At 29.1% G+C, this 16,663-nt stretch carries 23 protein-coding genes and 1 riboswitch; of the genes, 3 read left to right on the forward strand and 20 right to left on the reverse strand.

The window, feature by feature from the left end; all coding sequences use genetic code 11:
• Positions 1-165 precede the first annotated feature (165 nt).
• Positions 166-1,449, forward strand: a complete 1,284-nt coding sequence (locus BHW04_RS02245; RefSeq protein WP_022211547.1) for a DNRLRE domain-containing protein — start codon at positions 166-168, stop codon at positions 1,447-1,449.
• A 73-nt stretch (positions 1,450-1,522) separates the two neighbouring features.
• On the opposite strand, the gene BHW04_RS02250 is transcribed toward BHW04_RS02245, so the two are convergent.
• From BHW04_RS02250 to BHW04_RS02265, 4 genes are all read right to left on the reverse strand, one after another.
• The gene (locus BHW04_RS02250) at positions 1,523-2,212 is read right to left on the reverse strand and encodes a radical SAM domain protein (protein ID WP_022211546.1); all 690 of its coding nucleotides are present in this window, start codon (positions 2,210-2,212) and stop codon (positions 1,523-1,525) included.
• Positions 2,213-2,219: 7 nt separating this feature from the next.
• The gene (locus BHW04_RS02255) at positions 2,220-2,777 is read right to left on the reverse strand and encodes an ECF transporter S component (RefSeq protein ID WP_022211545.1); all 558 of its coding nucleotides are present in this window, start codon (positions 2,775-2,777) and stop codon (positions 2,220-2,222) included.
• Positions 2,778-2,975: 198 nt separating this feature from the next.
• A riboswitch (PreQ1 riboswitch) is annotated at positions 2,976-3,023 on the reverse strand.
• Between the two features lie 82 nt (positions 3,024-3,105).
• Complete coding sequence (locus BHW04_RS02260; RefSeq protein ID WP_022211544.1) at positions 3,106-3,579, reverse strand: DUF4358 domain-containing protein; 474 nt, start codon at positions 3,577-3,579, stop codon at positions 3,106-3,108.
• 138 nt (positions 3,580-3,717) lie between these two features.
• Positions 3,718-4,803: an HD-GYP domain-containing protein gene (locus BHW04_RS02265; RefSeq protein ID WP_302698719.1), complete on the reverse strand. Its 1,086-nt coding sequence runs from the start codon at positions 4,801-4,803 to the stop codon at positions 3,718-3,720.
• A 236-nt stretch (positions 4,804-5,039) separates the two neighbouring features.
• Between BHW04_RS02265 and BHW04_RS02270 the strand changes: the two genes are divergently transcribed.
• Positions 5,040-5,849, forward strand: a complete 810-nt coding sequence (locus tag BHW04_RS02270; protein ID WP_302698721.1) for an N-acetylmuramoyl-L-alanine amidase family protein — start codon at positions 5,040-5,042, stop codon at positions 5,847-5,849.
• A 212-nt stretch (positions 5,850-6,061) separates the two neighbouring features.
• On the opposite strand, the gene BHW04_RS02275 is transcribed toward BHW04_RS02270, so the two are convergent.
• From BHW04_RS02275 to BHW04_RS02285, 3 genes are all read right to left on the reverse strand, one after another.
• Complete coding sequence (locus BHW04_RS02275) at positions 6,062-7,024, reverse strand: S8 family peptidase (protein ID WP_302698723.1); 963 nt, start codon at positions 7,022-7,024, stop codon at positions 6,062-6,064.
• Positions 7,025-7,767: 743 nt separating this feature from the next.
• Positions 7,768-8,082: a rhodanese-like domain-containing protein gene (locus tag BHW04_RS02280; RefSeq protein ID WP_022211540.1), complete on the reverse strand. Its 315-nt coding sequence runs from the start codon at positions 8,080-8,082 to the stop codon at positions 7,768-7,770.
• 88 nt (positions 8,083-8,170) lie between these two features.
• A complete protein-coding gene (locus tag BHW04_RS02285) occupies positions 8,171-8,713 on the reverse strand; it encodes a cysteine hydrolase family protein (RefSeq protein ID WP_302698725.1) in 543 nt (180 codons plus the stop codon).
• A 272-nt stretch (positions 8,714-8,985) separates the two neighbouring features.
• On the opposite strand from BHW04_RS02285, the gene BHW04_RS02290 reads away from it, so the two are divergent.
• Positions 8,986-9,282: a hypothetical protein gene (locus tag BHW04_RS02290; RefSeq protein WP_022211538.1), complete on the forward strand. Its 297-nt coding sequence runs from the start codon at positions 8,986-8,988 to the stop codon at positions 9,280-9,282.
• Positions 9,283-9,434: 152 nt separating this feature from the next.
• On the opposite strand, the gene BHW04_RS02295 is transcribed toward BHW04_RS02290, so the two are convergent.
• The 13 genes from BHW04_RS02295 to hypA are packed head-to-tail and all read right to left on the reverse strand — an operon-like array spanning position 9,435 to position 16,662.
• Positions 9,435-9,842, reverse strand: coding sequence for a 4Fe-4S binding protein (locus BHW04_RS02295; RefSeq protein ID WP_302630982.1), 408 nt, complete (start codon positions 9,840-9,842; stop codon positions 9,435-9,437).
• Positions 9,842-10,279, reverse strand: coding sequence for an NADH-quinone oxidoreductase subunit B family protein (locus BHW04_RS02300; protein WP_022211536.1), 438 nt, complete (start codon positions 10,277-10,279; stop codon positions 9,842-9,844). Before BHW04_RS02300 ends, BHW04_RS02295 begins: the two co-directional genes overlap by 1 nt.
• Before the next feature lie 12 nt (positions 10,280-10,291).
• Positions 10,292-11,269: a respiratory chain complex I subunit 1 family protein gene (locus tag BHW04_RS02305; protein ID WP_302698727.1), complete on the reverse strand. Its 978-nt coding sequence runs from the start codon at positions 11,267-11,269 to the stop codon at positions 10,292-10,294.
• An 11-nt stretch (positions 11,270-11,280) separates the two neighbouring features.
• Positions 11,281-13,206, reverse strand: a complete 1,926-nt coding sequence (locus BHW04_RS02310) for a proton-conducting transporter transmembrane domain-containing protein (RefSeq protein WP_022211534.1) — start codon at positions 13,204-13,206, stop codon at positions 11,281-11,283.
• Entirely contained in the window at positions 13,203-13,538 is a 336-nt protein-coding gene (locus BHW04_RS02315) for a sodium:proton antiporter (protein WP_022211533.1), read from the reverse strand. The genes BHW04_RS02310 and BHW04_RS02315 overlap by 4 nt, the downstream gene beginning before the upstream one ends.
• 2 nt (positions 13,539-13,540) lie before the next feature.
• A complete protein-coding gene (locus tag BHW04_RS02320; RefSeq protein ID WP_302623191.1) occupies positions 13,541-13,990 on the reverse strand; it encodes an MnhB domain-containing protein in 450 nt (149 codons plus the stop codon).
• Positions 13,983-14,267, reverse strand: coding sequence for a hydrogen gas-evolving membrane-bound hydrogenase subunit E (gene mbhE / locus BHW04_RS02325; protein ID WP_022211531.1), 285 nt, complete (start codon positions 14,265-14,267; stop codon positions 13,983-13,985). Before mbhE ends, BHW04_RS02320 begins: the two co-directional genes overlap by 8 nt.
• Entirely contained in the window at positions 14,260-14,526 is a 267-nt protein-coding gene (locus BHW04_RS02330) for a Na(+)/H(+) antiporter subunit B (RefSeq protein ID WP_022211530.1), read from the reverse strand. Before BHW04_RS02330 ends, mbhE begins: the two co-directional genes overlap by 8 nt.
• Entirely contained in the window at positions 14,523-14,864 is a 342-nt protein-coding gene (mnhG, locus tag BHW04_RS02335) for a monovalent cation/H(+) antiporter subunit G (RefSeq protein ID WP_022211529.1), read from the reverse strand. The genes BHW04_RS02330 and mnhG overlap by 4 nt, the downstream gene beginning before the upstream one ends.
• On the reverse strand, positions 14,864-15,127 hold the full coding sequence (locus BHW04_RS02340; protein ID WP_302623189.1) for a monovalent cation/H+ antiporter complex subunit F: 264 nt from the start codon (positions 15,125-15,127) through the stop codon (positions 14,864-14,866). Before BHW04_RS02340 ends, mnhG begins: the two co-directional genes overlap by 1 nt.
• Positions 15,127-15,657: a Na+/H+ antiporter subunit E gene (locus BHW04_RS02345; protein WP_302698730.1), complete on the reverse strand. Its 531-nt coding sequence runs from the start codon at positions 15,655-15,657 to the stop codon at positions 15,127-15,129. The genes BHW04_RS02340 and BHW04_RS02345 overlap by 1 nt, the downstream gene beginning before the upstream one ends.
• Positions 15,658-15,669: 12 nt before the next feature.
• Positions 15,670-16,320, reverse strand: a complete 651-nt coding sequence (hypB, locus tag BHW04_RS02350) for a hydrogenase nickel incorporation protein HypB (RefSeq protein ID WP_302698732.1) — start codon at positions 16,318-16,320, stop codon at positions 15,670-15,672.
• Positions 16,321-16,662 (reverse strand): hydrogenase maturation nickel metallochaperone HypA, encoded by a 342-nt coding sequence (gene hypA / locus BHW04_RS02355; protein ID WP_302623186.1) that lies wholly within the window; start codon positions 16,660-16,662, stop codon positions 16,321-16,323.
• Between the last annotated feature and the right edge of the window lies 1 nt (position 16,663).

The following is a 16,663-nucleotide window of genomic DNA, read 5'->3' on the forward strand; positions in this document are numbered from 1 at the left end:
TCTTTCACTATCATATTAATTTTAAGTTTATCTTTTTGTTACTTAAGTATAATAATATGTTTTATTTATCTCCAAGTCTATTTTGCTCGAACCTAATTAAATTAAAATTCATATTATGATATTGAGTTAAACTAAATTACTTTTAGATTAAGGAGTTGATTAACATTGAAAAAAGGAATAAAAATAGCTTCAACTGGAAGCACCTATATTGCTAGTGGAACACCTGACAGTAATTTTTCTTCATCTTCCAGCTTGCTAGTAGGAAATTTATCTTCTTGTTGTCCAGCCGCAAATGAATATAGATCTATAATTAGTTTTGACTTAACTAATTTTTCATACCCAATAAAGATGGCTGTACTTTATTTATATGTAGAAAATATTCAGTCTACTACAGACTGTAATCTCTCTATATCAATAAGTAATAATACAACTACTGTAGATACAGACACTGTAACTTGGAATACTGCACCTGCAGTAGATTATTATTCTACACTTAACTATAAATTGCTTACATCTGATATAGGGTGCTATATAAAGTTAGATGTTACACCAATAGTTAGATGTTGGCAATGTACTACCGGTGTAAAGAGCATCACTTTAAGTTCTAACAGCATCATAAACCGTGCTCCTCTTATTACTATTGCATCTACAAACTCTTGTAATCCACCAGTGTTAGCAATTGCTCCTGTAAAGTGCTGCAACCCTGATCCTTGTTGCAACGGTTATAATCCATTTCCTTGTTCATTCCCACCATGTTGTCCTTGCCCAACAGGAACAACAAACCAAAGTGGTGCATGTACACCTGCAAACTTTGATCCTGCTTTAGCAGCTTTCTACTCTGCTGGACAAGTTATTAGATATAATAATCAGCTATATCTAGTAAATGCTAACAATCCTCAAGGAATCCCTGGAACCTCTGCTGACTTCACATTATTAAGTTCAACTGGAACTACTGGACCTCAGGGGCCTACTGGTGCTACCGGACCTCAAGGCCCTACTGGTCCTCAAGGCCCTACTGGTGTCACAGGTACTGTTTCAAGTGCCTATGGAACATTTACAAGCACAGGAGGAAGTACACCATTAAGTACAACTGCTGCTCCTATAATTCTTACTACTACTAATGTTGCTTCTAACATGTCACTAAATCCAACCACTGGAACAGTAACACTATCAGAACCTGGAACTTATAAAATAACTTATGTTGTAGTACCTTCTGCTACAGTTCCAATAGTTACTGTTGGCTTAAGTTATAATGATTCAACTACACCTTCAGCTGCATCAACTTCTACAATAAATACAAGTACAAATCCTAATGTGCCAATAGTTGGTCAAGAAGTATATACAACAACTACAGCTGGCACAACTGTAAGAATTATTGCAACTGGCGCAGATCCAGGTTCCCTAGATTATAGTAATGCTAATCTATCAATAATTAAAGTAAGTAATTAGACAATTGATTATTTCTAGTAGATAATAAAAATCAGCTATTTAACCTAATAGCTGATTTTTATATTTAAAAAAATTAATCTCCTACACCAAAATCAGTGTTATTATATAACACTTCTATATATTGATAATCCTCTAGATACTTAAAATTATCAGTAAACCACTGTACAAGCTCTTCATCTCTTTTTACATCAGTGGTATTATTAATAAATACATTTATTGTGGCATACTTAAAGTTCTCTAAAACAAGATTTATATCTCGCTTTATCATTTCCTTTGTCTGCCCCTTAATTCCTACAAGAAGGCATACAGATTGAAAACTTTCTTTCACTTCATCTACAGTTTTAAAATTAGCATTTTTATTTAATACTAAATTTCTAAAGCTATTATCAAAAGTCTCTACGCCAATCTTAAAAATTATTTCAATACCAAAGAAATCTCTCATTTCTTGTAACCTATTTTTATAACACCAATGGCTTTCCAAAAATAATTTTTTTATCTTCTTTTCAACAACTATCTTCTTAATATACTCTAAGCTCTCTCTTGGTATTTCAAAGCAACTTCCAGAATTAATTACCTCCAAAACCCCAAATTCTCCTGTTATATTATTCAGTACTTCCTTATTAAGTTTATTTATTTCTGCTATATTATCATCATTATCATCAATGTAATCACAAAAAGCACATTTACCCCAAATACAAGGTAGTGCCTTAAGCAACACTATTTCTCTTAAATTCTTATTAATTACCTTACTATATCTATCCATATTTCACCTAAACTGCTGTAATTTTATTTTTTATATCTCTTGGAATCACTTTTATAGCTGCTAATACTAAATAAACAATCAATATCTTATCTAAAAGATCCGTTACTATTTGTGTTAAAAATACACCAAGCACCATACTAATACCATTATTTCCTAATATCCCCACAATAATAGCACTACCTGCTGAAGTAACTCCACCAAAAACATAAGCTGCTATACATGCTGAAACAAAAGATACTGGTATAGCCATTAAAATTATACCTAAAATACTTTTCTTACCATTGAATAATCCCCTTCTATAAAATATTCCTGAACATAAAGCAATTATTATTTGAGCTGGAATAAAGTATAAGGCACATGGATCAAAAGTTATATAATTTACTATATATGATACCACTCCTGTTAATATTGCAGGTACAACTCCAAATAAGAACCCTACAAGAACTGTACCAATTGAATCAAAATATATAGGTAATTTTAAAGAAATTGCAATAAGTCCTCCAATAAAATTTAATGCTATAGCTAACGCCATAATAGTTATTTTCAATGTATTATTATTTCTCATAAAAAACTCCTTTCAAACTCCATATTTACAATTTTCTAAAATTATATTAATCCCTTTCTTTCTACAAAAAAGAACCATCCTAGAATGGTTCTTTTCATATAACTTATACCTCAAATAAAACCTCTAAGACATAAGTCTTAGAGGTTCATAAAAAACAAACATATAAATGCAAATTAATAAAGTAGCTTACAGCTAATTATAATCCTAGTTTTTTATAGAGGGATGGTATTGACGAACCTCTCCTAAGAATTCTCTTAGATTTCTATTAATTTATTTCCACTTAAAAAGTCTCTTTTAAATATATAGCATTAAAAAGAAAATTTCAATACTATTTTTTAATTAAATTATTATACATCTTTTCAGCATCTGCTTCAACTTCACTGTTTAATAAGAATAATGATACAAAATTACCATCAACTTCAATAGTTGCATTCTCAGCTACTTCTTGTTCTTCTGGATAAAAAGCCTGCCCTACCTTATCTTCTAAAACTTTTTCCATTGAATTCTTAACATTTTCAACTTTTCCATCCTTAGCTTTTACAATCATAATAAATCCTGGACCTGGTCTTCTTTCTGTTTCATATATTGCATAATTTTCTACATCATCAAGATTTAAATGATATACTTCTTCTACCATATCAGAATCAACTTCCTTTGGTGATATTAAGTAATCTGCTTCTATCAGTTTTTTTGCTATTTCTTTTGATGTAATATTACTGCTTACATCACTATTTTTTCCACAACCAACTAAAACACTGCTCATCATAACAAGTATAAGTCCACTTATTAATATTTTTTTCATTGAAAAATCCCACCTTATATGTAATTTTCTTTTATTATAATTAGACTATTAATTATAATAAAAGTTCCATTAAACTTATATTTTTATTTTATCATAAAAAATATAAGTTTAATTTTAAATAATCTATATTTTTTAATACTACAAATAATATATTATTTTATCTATACTTATGTTTAAAACATCAACTAAATTTATACATTTATTAATTTTTGAATTATCATCACTTTGTAATACTCGTACAATTGGACGTGAAGTAAATCCATTAATAGTTCCTTCAACTAATACTATATCACCATTACTTAATTTAAGCATAGTACCTTTTAAAAATGGTATTGCCTTTTTATAGAAAACTTCTACAATTTTATAATCAAAAGCAGTCCCTATATGTGCCATTATTCTTTCTAAAATATTATTAGGTAAGTCTGATTGAAGAATTACTTCACTATTTACTAACTTATCATAAAAATCTACAATAGCTATTATTTTACTATATTCATTTATCCTATTTCCTTTAATTCCCCTTGGATAACCACTTCCATCAACATGTTCATGATGATATAAAATTGGAAAAAGAACATCTCTACTTACATCAGTATATAAGTATAAATAATTATATCCTTTTTCACTATGTGTTTTTACTACTTCCTCTTCATCATTTGATAATTTAGTAGATTTATATATTATTTCTTTAGGTAAAAAAGCATATCCTAAATCATGTAAAATTGCTGCTATTCCTAATCGTCTTAGTTTGTCTATATCATAATTTAATTCAATTCCTATAATAAGAGATACTACAGCTACATTTACAGAATGTTGAAAATATTGGTTTTCAAAATCTCTTATATCAATTTGTTCTATAGTTAAACTATTTTTCTTCAATAATTCATCAATTATTCTATTTACTAAATTTAAAATTTTTTCTATATATACATTATTTATTTCTTTAGTTCTTTTTATTGATGTTAAATTAGAAAATTCATAAGACATCTTTTTTAACTCTAATACTGCTTCTCTTCTTAATTCTGGACTAATAACATCATCAATTATATCTTCTCTACTTTCATCCATTATATATACATATATAATTTTATTTTTATGCAATAATTCCATCATGTTTTTATCTATTTTCATACTTTTACTAATTAAAAGCTTTCCACTAGAGTTATATATATCCATTGCAGTTATACTATTTTCTTTTAAATATCTTAAAGGTATTCTTCTCATAATATACTCCCAAATAACTAAATTAATACTTGTATACTTTAATAAGCATACATATTTAATATTTCGTATTTTTCTTTTTAAACTTTATTTCTTAAATAATTACTCGAAAGTACTCGTAAAAATTCGTATGAAAATTAACTTTACTCAATTTACATAATTTTACTTTTGAATTATAATTTATTTATATAAACAGTATTTTAACTAATTATTTTTTATGTAAAGCATAGGAGTGAAATATGGAAAATAATCATTTTGATTTAAATGCAAAACGAAGGATGCTTTACAAAAGAAAGAAAATAAGGAGGCTACTAAAACTATTTCTTACATCATTTTTTTCTTTAATGATAGTATTAGGCATTGCTTCTTCTTATATAAAAAACAATACAAATATAACAACTCTTAATAAAAATGCACTAAAAAATAAAATTTCTTCCACTCAGGAAAATAAAGATAACTTTAAGGTCTGCATAGACCCTGGTCATGGTGATGAAGACATAGGTGCAAAAGGAATAAATGGCTCCTATGAAAAGGATCTAGTATTAAATATAGCTTTGGAACTTGGAAAGATTCTTAAAGAAAAAGATATTGATGTAGTTTATACCAGAATTGATGATAATCTTCCTTGGTCTCAATCTGCCAATGATAGTCTAAAAGAAAGATTAAAAGTTTCTAAAATATCTAATGTGGATGTTTTTATATCCATCCACTGTAATAGCGATTATACTGCCACCGATGCTAAAGGAGTGGAAACTTGGTACAAAAATGGTGATGATGCAAGCTATACGTTTGCTTCCTACCTTCAATATGAGCTAGGCCAACTGGACTATACTTATAATAGAGGCTTAAAAACTTATGAAAGTAAAGATGATGCCTTAGCTGTTTTAGAGCTTAATGAAAATACAGCTGCTTTAGTTGAACTTGGATTTTTAAGTAACTCTCAAGATGAAAAATATCTTACTTCAAATGTTGGACAAAAAAACTGTGCTGAAGCTTTATCAAAAGCAATACTAGATTACAAAAAAAATGTACTAGCCAATAAGAAATAACTTAAAGTTAAAAATTGACTTAACTAATTATGAATTTTTAAATCAACTCACAAAGTTTAAGAAATTTAAATTAATTCTAGAGTTTCACTGCTAATTTAGTAAAACCTCTATTAAACATTTATCTATCTAATCTATAGCCAGTTATAAATTTTGCAATACTTTACCAAAATAGCTTTAGAAACTCTTAATTAAGTTTAATATTTCTGTAGCTTTTATACCTTTAAAACTGATGCCTGTGATATATAATTTTCTAATATTTGAGGTGCTAATAAATAAAGGAGCCCATTACCTACTAAAGTCTTCTTAAATCCTAATGAAGCAGTATGCCTTATTAATTGAGCATAAAGTTCTGTTTCACTCATTTCTCGCCCAAAATCCTTTCTTGACCAGTTTATTATTAAAGCTAATGCTCCACTTACATGAGGTGTTGCCATTGAAGTTCCTTGCAAATTAGCATATTTATTATTTGGGTAGGTAGACATTATACTTACTCCTGGTGCTACTAAATCTACTGATTTATTAGAATTGGTAAAGCGGGCAATATTTTTACTATAATCTACTGCTCCAACTGAAATACATTCACTATAAACTGCTGGATAGCTTAGTTCTTCCGTATCTCCATTACTATCACCTTCATTGCCTGCTGCACATACTACCAAAATATTACTCTCTACAGCTTTCTTTATGGCTTCATGAATTAAAGGTGTTTCTTCCGTACTACCAAGAGACATTGATATTATATTCACCTTTTTTCTTACTGCATAATTAATGGCCTTTGCAATATCTTCTTCAGTGCCTTGTCCCTTTTTATTTAATGCCTTTAAAATAAGTAAACTGCATAAAGGTGCTACACCTACAACTCCTTGTCCATTTTGACTTGCTCCAATAGTCCCTGCCACATGAGTGCCATGACCTAGATAATCTGTTACAATTTCAGGATCACCACCATCGTCTTCCGTAAAATTATATTTACCGATTATCCTATCTTTTAAATCTACATGAGTACAGTCACAACCTGAATCAATAATTGCAATAACAACTCCTCTTCCTCTATCTCCTTTATTCCAATATTCTGGAGCCTTTATCATTGCTACACCCTTGGGAATTTCATTTGTATCTTCCACTACGCTCATAACCTTAAAAGTACCTAAGGCAATTATTTTTTTATTATCCATAAACATCTTCCCCCTTTACCTATCTACACCATAAATTGGTTCTGTAAAGTATGATATTTCCGTATTATTTCCTAGAAAATCCTTCTTAAAGCCAATAATTATAATCACCTCTATATTTAATTACTCACTTTATAATATTCTATAAAAAATATTATGTTACTTATTATAAAAAGGTTCTTTAATTTGAATAAGAGTTTTCAAAACGAAGTTCCTGCTAATGTTATTTTACTTGCATATTATAAAAATATAACTGGTCTATACCTTAAAAAAAGTACCCAGTTAATAGGTACTTTAAACTTATTCAAATATATCACGTAAATTTATTTTTAAATCTGGAAAAACAACTGATTCATACTCATCATTATTTTTGTATACATTCACTATTTGATATGCTCCATCAATTAATTTATGTTGTACGATAAATCCAGTTTGTTCAAAATATTAATCCATTATCATATTCAGCTTTTCCATCATAGTGAGCATATACTGTCTCGTCTGTATCTCAAATAATATTTTTATGTAAATTAAATTTTCTTATGGTCATTATAAAGTCAATTAAGATAATGACTATTTATAATGGAACTATTATACTAAATCCACAAATATTATCTACTTTGTTAATACTAAGATTTGTTATATTTATGAATTTATACTTAATATATTAAACTATTTTTTTAATTTTTCTTATTCTTCTGATAAAATATAAACTCCCTTAAAGGGGTTTATATTTCTAAAAACAATAACTAAGATCTTTCATTACCTTCATAAAAAGCCATTCCACTAGTTACATCTACTACATCAAAGCCCTTATACTTTAATTCTCTACATGTAATAGCACTTCTTCTGCCTGCTTTACACATTATGTAATACTTTTTATCCTTTTCTAAATATTTATCTGGATTATTTAATAAAGTATCCATTGGTATATTTTTAGCAGTTCTTAAACTTCCACATTTAAATTCATGAGGCTCTCTTATATCTATTAAATTAATTTCTCCAATAAGCTCATCAATTTCGTTTATATCTATTGTTCTTTCATTAAGATTAAAATTAAACATTTTTCTTCCTCCAATTATTTATTTACTATTTTTATATTTTAACATATTTGAATAAAAAAATAGTCATAAATAATTGCCATGAGAAAATCTACCTATTAATAACTTTAACTTGAAATGATTCCATAACTTCTAATGACTTCTTATGCATTTCTTCATCAAAACCAGCAGTAAGCGAAGCATCCACAATTATTTCTGTATTAACAAATTGAGATTGAAAAGTAACTGCATTACTAATAACGCATATATTGGTCACAACTCCTACCAACTCTATTTCTTCAATATCATCATAAACCTTTTTAGCAATGTCCAACATATCTTCCGGTGATAGTCCAAAGGACTTTTTATTATAATGAAGTGTATTTTCTACATCTTTGAACTTCTTTAACTCTCCATATAAATCGTGTCCTTCAGTATCTATGATACAATGCTTCACTGGCAACTTTTTGCCTTCCCTAGTATGTAGATAATTTTCAAAATGAGTGTCATAAGTAAATATTACTTTATCTCCCCTATTTAAATATTCCTCTATCTTATTACATATGCCTTTTTCTAAAGTTTCTGCTTTTACAAAACCTAAAGCACCGTTAACAAAATCATTTTGATAATCAACTACTACAAGTAACTTTGCCATAATATATTATCCTCCCACTTTTATTAATATAAAAAAATAAATACCATCATATGTGTATATACACTTGTAATAGTATTGTATATAGATACTTTTTTCAAGCTTTTTTATAATCTTTTTTCCATATAAAACTTGAAAATATATAATTTTTATACGTATATAAGCGAACTACTTTATTAAATTAATTAATTATCTTAATTATTTTTAGCTTATTGTAATTTTTTTCCACAAAACATATAATATTATTATGATTTATTTAATAAGGAGATGAAGCTTTGGAAAATAGTAGTTGCAAGAAGAATTTTTTTGAGGTTTTTTTAGAAGAAAGAATAATCCCTGATCCAGATATTCTTTTAGGAAAAGCCTTAAAATACTTAAAAAATACCGGAAGAAAAGTTTCACTGATTGGGTTTGATGAAACTTCTGCCCCTATAGTAAATATCGATGAGGAATCATACATTTTCGATAAGTACTTTGGAATATGGGAGCATGCTAGGTTTACTAAAACAAATAAAGAGGCTACAGACTCAACAGCTTCTGAAAGAAAGATTAAAATTGAATCATATTTATAAATATGTAATTCATGATTTTAATTAATATTACTTTCTCAAAACAATTAACCTAAAAGGACAACTAATAATTTTAGCTGTCCTTTTATATTGCTTCTTTCTTTAGAATATATAAACACTTATTATACTAATTTATGATCTTCTTTAGCCATTTCTTATTTTGATACTTTTTTCTCTATTTTAACTTTAGATGGCATCTTTTTAATAAAAGTCCCCTGTACCTTTAAATTATCTTTATTCTTTTGTACCATTATAGGATCATTTGTTAATGTTATGGCCTTTTTACTACAAAAATCTTGGCACAAACCACAAAAAGTACAAGATGCCATATCAAAGGACATCGTAATTTCTTGTCCATCTTCTACTGGCTTTATGCTCTTAGTTATAGCATTGCCTGCACATACCCTTATACATAATCCACAACCAATACAAGCATCTTCATTAAAGCTTAATCTTCCTCGATAATTATCAGCTGATTTTAATTCTTCAATAGAGCCTTCTTCTGTAATAGGCTTTTTAAATAGATTTTTTATTCCTTCTGTAAGAAATGGAATTTTAAACATTATATTTCTTCCCTCCTACGCTTATTTAATATTTCAACAGCTTCTAGTATTCCTTTTAAGATTGCTTCTGGTTTAGGTGAACAACCTGCCACTGATACATCCACCTTTGTCCATTTATCCAAAGGTCCATCAACAGAGTAACTATCCTTAAATACATTACCTGAAGCGGGGCATGATCCTACTGATACTATAACTTTTGGTTCTGGCACTTGTGACAACACATTTATCATTCTTTCTCTGCATTGTGTGGTAACTGGCCCTGTTATAAGTACTATATCTGCATGTTTAGGTGAAGCTGTAAGCTTCACACCAAACCTTTCTGCATCGTATTTAGGACCTAGCAATGCCATTATTTCAATATCACAGCCGTTACAAGAACCAGTATTTAAATGATATATCCACGGAGATTTTTCTCTACTTTTTTCAATTAATGACATAAGCTTTTCCTCCTATATATTCATACTCACTAAAAAATAACTTATTACTGATAATATTGTAGGTATTGTCCAATAAAATTTAAACATTTGATGTGCCTTATACCGTCCCATAGATCCTCTTACTATAGATAAGCAGACTATAGTTATTAAAGTTGATAAAGCTATCATAATTACTGTATTAATTATTAAATTAATAGAAGTGCTTCCAAACTCCACAAATATATTTCCTAAAAACAAGGCCACAAAAAGCATAGCCATTACATAGCTTTTAATGCTATGACTTAATTTAAATAAACTTAAATATATTCCACTATATTCAACTAAAGGTCCTTCACATATTTCTGTTTCTGCTTCTGCTACATCAAAAGGTGCTACTCCTACCTTAGCTGGTAAAATCATTAAAAATGCTATAGCTGCAGGCAATAAAGCTAAAGAAAACATAAAATTCCCCTCTATTGCCTGTGCTTTTTCTATAAGCTCCATGGAATAAATAGTTCCAGTACCTAATATCTTTCCTGCCTTCTTACATACATCTATAATAATTATAATTAAAGGAAGTTCATACCCTATAATTGATACCACTTCCCTGGATAATCCTATGGAAGCAAATGGTGATGCTGATGCCATTGCTCCAATTATTAAAGCTAAAGATGGGATAATAAGTAGATATATTAATACCACCACATCTGCTGTACTTTTTATAAAAGTATACTTTCCCAAAGGAATAAATAACGGTATGATTACTATACTTACCACTGCTATAACAGGAGCAATAATAAATAACTTTCTATTGGCACTAGAAGGTATAATTGTATCTTTTCCTAAAAGCTTTATAAAATCATAAAAGCTCTGACTTATCTTGGGCCCTCTTCTTCTTTGCATCTTTGCTACAATCTTTCTATCTAATCCAGATATGAAAAATCCTATTAAACTTGAAAAAATTATCCCTGGAAATACAAGTATATATAAAATTATCTTTAAATATTCCATATTTCCACCTCCTATAAAAATATAAAGGAAAGTATTGTTACTACTATCAGCATAGTTACAATCCAAAGTGAGTAGGTATTTACACTTCCATTATGTGCATTTTCAATAAATTTAAAATATCCCTTTAATTCATGCTTCATTGGCCAAAATAAATCACTTGAATTCACCTTAGTAGCTTCTTCATTTTCTCCTCCAATAAATACATCAAACTTCCTACTACCTCTATTTATATATGCTTCACTTAAATCTTTATCTTCATCTATTGAGTACTTCATATTAAACAGGATGAAAATAAATATTGCTAAAAGCACTACTATAAACAATATAAAAAAGTTTCCTGGAGAATATATTCCACTTATCTTTATTGTAGTATCTATACTTTCACTGGTACCAATATTAAGTGCTGCATTGATATAGGAGTCTATATTGAGGATACAAGATATAACTGGACTTAATATATATTTCATCATAACTCTTGGAAATAGCCCTAAAACTAATGTACCTATAGATAAGACAGACATTGGTACTTTCATAGAAAAAGGTACCTCTTTTATCTGTCCACCACCTATATTTTCTGGGCCAAAAAAAACTGAATGTCCTACCTTTATGAAAGATGCCAAAGTCATAGCCGATACCACTACAGCTACAACAGTAACTATTTCCACTCTACCTTGTGATGCACTTTCATAAATAATCCACTTGGAAGCAAACCCATTAAAAGGAGGTATTCCACTGATAGCTGCTGCTCCAAATAAAAACATAGTCATGGTAAAAGGCATTTTTTTACCTAATCCTGATATTGAATTTAAATCAGTTGTACCAGTTGTATATAATACTGCACCAGCACATAAAAATAATAATCCCTTAAAGACGGCATGATTTATCATATGATATAATGCACCTGCCATAGCCAAATCTTGAATCTTGCCAGTACATATAATTGCTACCCCAAATGCACTTACAATATAGCCAATTTGTGAAACTGAATGAAAAGCCAAAAGTCTTTTAAAATCATGCTGCAATAATGCCATGGTTACACCAACTATCATTGTTGCAATACCCCAAACAATAATTAGATAACCTACGTATTTATTGTCATTAAGTGCAAATATACCAAATAATATTCTTATTACTGCATATATTCCTGTTTTGCTCATAACACCTGATAATATCATAGAAATTGATGAAGGTGCTGCCATATGGGCATCTGTAGGCCAAGTATGACATGGAACCATAAAAGCTTTTACGGCATATCCTACCATCATGGAGCTAAAAGCTAAGATGGTAATTGAAGACATTTCTGAAGTATTTCTTAGTATATCTATTATTTCTGCTAAATTTAAAGTTTTAGTTTCTGTATATAATAAAACTGTTCCTAGCAATATAAGGGATGACCCTAATGAACCTGTTACTATATATTTGAATGCTGCTTCCAAGGATTTATCCTTATAATTTCTAAAGGCAGTCAATGAAATAGCTGCAAAAGTCATTATCTCTAGCATTACATACATATTAAACAAATCACCTGTAAATACAAATCCTAGCATACTACCTGATAAAAGTAGGAACAATGCATAATATTTATCAAGTCCATTATCTTTACTCATATATTTTAAAGAATAAATAGCTGAGAGCAAACAAGCTATTGAAATTATAAGTGCCATAAATATACCTAGTGCATCAACTTCTAATGCTATACCAAAGGCCTTTCCAGCCAATGGTTTCCAATTCCCTAGCCATACAGTTATGGTATCATTGTTAAACATTACAGGCTTTATCATCAAGATCACTGCAATTACACTTACTAATAATGCTACTATAACAAAGATTTTTTTTAGCTTCATGTACTTATTTTTAAATAAGCCTATAACAAAGGCTATGGCTATTGGTGTAATAATTGCTATAAGTGGAAGATTATTTAATATTTCTTTATTCATCCTTTAATCCTCCTTACTTCATCACTATCTATACTGCCATAATGTTCATTTATCTTAATGACTAGTGATAGTGCTAATGCTGAAACACAAGCTCCTATTACTATGGATGTAAGTGTAAGAGCTTGTGGAATAGGATCAACAAATTTAGCTGCTCCATCAGTAAATATTGGTGTTGTTGCATCATTTCTATATCCAATTGAAATAAGCAGTAAATTTATTCCTGAATCAACTATTCCCATACCAATAACTATTTTAATAAGATTTTTCTTTAAAACTATGATAGCTAGTCCTATAAATATCAGTAAAAATGCTCCTATATAATTAATGGTCATGATTATTCATCCCCTTTCGATTTCAAATTTGATACCATTATTAAAATCAAAAAAGATACTCCTGCAAAAACTTTAAATCCTACTGCAAAATTCATTAGAAATATACTACCTGATGAAAATAATTCTCCTGGCTCACCTAAATAAAATATATTTTTAAAAAATGTTCCACCAAAAACAAGTCCTAGAAAAGCCAATATTATAAAACCTAAAGCACCAATATCTTCACCAATCTTAAGGACATTCACCTTTATTTTTTTACTTAAATTTTTAATGCCATAAGACACATATAAAATTGCAAAGGCTCCAGCAACCAATACTCCTCCTTGAAATCCTCCACCTGGTGATAAATGGCCATGTATAATGATATATAAGCCTAAAGTTATTATTATTGGAAGTACTAAATCTGAACAACAGGTAAGAATTGAATCCTTTCTCATTCTTTTATTATTCATCTTTATTATTCACCTCATCTTTCTTACTGCTTCTTAAAACAGCACTAACACCACAAATAGCCGTAAATAGAACTATAGATTCTCCTAACGTATCATATCCACGAAAATCAAATACTACAGCAGTTACAGAGTTAAGGGCTGAAGTCTTAGAGATGGTTTCATTAAGGACTATTTGTGAAGCATCACCTAAATCCCTATTTTCTTCAATATTGAAACCTACATATATAAAAGAGGCTAATAACGCAAACAAAATAATATATGTTATCTTTTTACCCATTTTTCTCCTCCTTATTTTTATTTCTCTTAACATTATTTAAAGTTATGATAAAAATTACTGGAGTTAGTATTGCTCCTACTGCACCTTCAGCTATGGCCACGTCTGGTGCCTTTAAAAGTAGGAATTCTAATGCTAAAAATGTCCCTAAAACTGAAGTAGCTATAATGCATTGTAATACATCATCGAGAATAAATATGGATACCGCTGAAATTATAAGCCCTATTATTATGATGGCATTGACAATATTAAATGCTGTCATTTTATATCCCTCCCATAATGATCGTACTTAACTTTATTGCTTTTTTCATCTAAATGCTTATATGCCGCCTTTGCCATAGCATGGGAAGCCACTGGATTAGTGATTAATAAAAAGAAAATTATTATAAGTGATTTAATACCAATAGAAATGTTATTGTTAAGAAACCCATATATACTACAAGCTAAAGCTATTGGCATAGCCCCCATTGTTGCAATATTGGTTGAAGATTGTAATCTGCAAAGAGTATCAGGCATTCTAAGTATCCCAACCACTCCTGCAAAGGTAAAAAAGATTCCCATTATAATAAGTATTAGTATTATGATTTCCCATATACCCATTATAATTCCCCCTTTATATATTTAGATATGAGTACTGTACCAATAAATCCTAAAAGAGTTATTATAAGTCCTAGATCTAAATACATGGCTCTATTTTCTAAAGCACCAAATAAAACCATTATTATACCAGCTAAAATATCAATGGCATCTGCACTAAGCACCCTATCAATAATAGTTGGCCCTTTAATAACCCTATAAATTAGTATTAATGAAAAAATAGCAAATATTATAGCTGTTCCCTTAAATAGCAAATCAATATTCATTAATCAAATATCCTCCTTATATATTTTTCAAACTTGCCCTTAATAATTTTTGCCGCCTTTTTTCCATCATCTGTAGTGCTATCAAGCCAATGCACATATAGGTAATTTTTATTTTTTTCTTCATATATATCCATAGTTATTGTTCCTGGAGTCAACGTTATGCAATTAGAAAGCATTGATAATCCCCAATCTGATGAAAGATTTGTTTGTATTTTTACAATAGCAGGATTTACTTCTATCTTCTTAAATGATAGTGCTTTTTTTGCCACATCCCAATTGGCTTTAATAAGTTCAATACTATAAATAGGAATAAAAATTAAAAGATTAACAAGCCTAAATTTTTTAAATAACCAAAATCCATCTTTCTTAACAAAAAACTGACTACAAAACACTCCTACCACCACAGCTACAACTAGTCCTGTAATTAATTCCTCATATCCTAACTTAAAAATATTAAAATCTTGTGCCAAAAAAAGTATCCAAAAAATATATGATAATAGAAACGTTGAAAAAAAAGCTTTAAACTTCATATATGATTTCCCCTATCCTTTATATTTTTTAATGAGCCACTCTGCAAATGGATATATTTCTGATTCATCTGTAGAATCTATCTTAAATACCTCTGCTTCCTTATTTCTCTCCCATAACTCCTCTTCCACTTTTCCATCATTAAAGTTAAAATACTTTGCCATATCATATTTATTTAATACCACTGCATTAGCCTTAATAAACATAAGTGGATATTTTACTACCTTGTCATCACCTTCTGGAATACTTAACAATGCTATTCTTAAATTTTCACCAATATCAAATTCTGCTGGGCATACTAAATTTCCTATATTTTCCACAAAAATCATATTAATCTTATCTAAATCAAAATAAGGCAAAATATTTTCAATAGACTTAGCTTCAATATGGCATGCACCTTCTGTATTTAACTGTACCACTGGAAATTCTTCTTTTTGAATTCTCTCAGCATCAATGGTACCTTCAATATCTCCTTCTATTACGCCTGAATTAATTCCTCTATCTCTTAGATACTTAATTAAATTAACAATAAATGTTGTTTTTCCTGCTCCTGGAGAGCCCATTACATTAATCATATAAACATTTTTTTCTTGTAGAAGGCTTCTAACTTTATTGCTTACATCCTCATTCCACTCTAGTATCTGTCTCATAACCTTAATTTGCATTTATTCTACCTCCATAGTATCAATATAAAATTCTCTACCTTTTACTATTTCATAATCGTCTTTACCGCAATTTGGACAAACATATTGATTACTTAAAAGTTGACCTTCAAAGCCACAGCTTTTACATTTTATTTTTACCTTTTCATAAGTAATTGATATTTCTGCTTCTTCAGCTAAAGTTCCTTTTGTAGCAATATTAAAATAATATGATATACAGCTCGGCATAAGACCTGTAAGCTCTCCAACCACTATATTTATCTTTTTGATTTTTTCTACATTGTGTTTTTTACCTTCCTCTAAACATATCTTTAAAATTCCTTCAGTTACTGATAATTCATGCATA

The sequence above is a fragment of the Clostridium sp. 29_15 genome, from assembly GCF_001916075.1.
In the GTDB taxonomy this organism is placed as follows: domain Bacteria; phylum Bacillota; class Clostridia; order Clostridiales; family Clostridiaceae; genus Clostridium; species Clostridium lentum.

Bases quoted from the DNA above. Each gene is read 5' to 3' on its own strand.
- BHW04_RS02300 (WP_022211536.1), bottom strand. From the start codon at position 10,279: ATGTCATTAATTGAAAAAAGTAGAGAAAAATCTCCGTGGATATATCAT.
- mnhG (WP_022211529.1), bottom strand. From the start codon at position 14,864: ATGGGTATATGGGAAATCATAATACTAATACTTATTATAATGGGAATC.
- BHW04_RS02340 (WP_302623189.1), bottom strand. From the start codon at position 15,127: ATGAATATTGATTTGCTATTTAAGGGAACAGCTATAATATTTGCTATT.
- BHW04_RS02260 (WP_022211544.1), bottom strand. From the start codon at position 3,579: ATGAAAAAAATATTAATAAGTGGACTTATACTTGTTATGATGAGCAGT.
- BHW04_RS02345 (WP_302698730.1), bottom strand. From the start codon at position 15,657: ATGAAGTTTAAAGCTTTTTTTTCAACGTTTCTATTATCATATATTTTT.
- BHW04_RS02265 (WP_302698719.1), bottom strand. From the start codon at position 4,803: ATGAGAAGAATACCTTTAAGATATTTAAAAGAAAATAGTATAACTGCA.
- BHW04_RS02275 (WP_302698723.1), bottom strand. From the start codon at position 7,024: ATGGATAATAAAAAAATAATTGCCTTAGGTACTTTTAAGGTTATGAGC.
- BHW04_RS02270 (WP_302698721.1), top strand. From the start codon at position 5,040: ATGGAAAATAATCATTTTGATTTAAATGCAAAACGAAGGATGCTTTAC.
- BHW04_RS02250 (WP_022211546.1), bottom strand. From the start codon at position 2,212: ATGGATAGATATAGTAAGGTAATTAATAAGAATTTAAGAGAAATAGTG.
- hypB (WP_302698732.1), bottom strand. From the start codon at position 16,320: ATGCAAATTAAGGTTATGAGACAGATACTAGAGTGGAATGAGGATGTA.
- BHW04_RS02310 (WP_022211534.1), bottom strand. From the start codon at position 13,206: ATGAATAAAGAAATATTAAATAATCTTCCACTTATAGCAATTATTACA.
- BHW04_RS02255 (WP_022211545.1), bottom strand. From the start codon at position 2,777: ATGAGAAATAATAATACATTGAAAATAACTATTATGGCGTTAGCTATA.
- BHW04_RS02330 (WP_022211530.1), bottom strand. From the start codon at position 14,526: ATGACAGCATTTAATATTGTCAATGCCATCATAATAATAGGGCTTATA.
- BHW04_RS02320 (WP_302623191.1), bottom strand. From the start codon at position 13,990: ATGAATAATAAAAGAATGAGAAAGGATTCAATTCTTACCTGTTGTTCA.
- BHW04_RS02315 (WP_022211533.1), bottom strand. From the start codon at position 13,538: ATGACCATTAATTATATAGGAGCATTTTTACTGATATTTATAGGACTA.
- BHW04_RS02295 (WP_302630982.1), bottom strand. From the start codon at position 9,842: ATGTTTAAAATTCCATTTCTTACAGAAGGAATAAAAAATCTATTTAAA.
- BHW04_RS02305 (WP_302698727.1), bottom strand. From the start codon at position 11,269: ATGGAATATTTAAAGATAATTTTATATATACTTGTATTTCCAGGGATA.
- BHW04_RS02285 (WP_302698725.1), bottom strand. From the start codon at position 8,713: ATGGCAAAGTTACTTGTAGTAGTTGATTATCAAAATGATTTTGTTAAC.
- BHW04_RS02280 (WP_022211540.1), bottom strand. From the start codon at position 8,082: ATGTTTAATTTTAATCTTAATGAAAGAACAATAGATATAAACGAAATT.
- hypA (WP_302623186.1), bottom strand. From the start codon at position 16,662: ATGCATGAATTATCAGTAACTGAAGGAATTTTAAAGATATGTTTAGAG.
- mbhE (WP_022211531.1), bottom strand. From the start codon at position 14,267: ATGGGTAAAAAGATAACATATATTATTTTGTTTGCGTTATTAGCCTCT.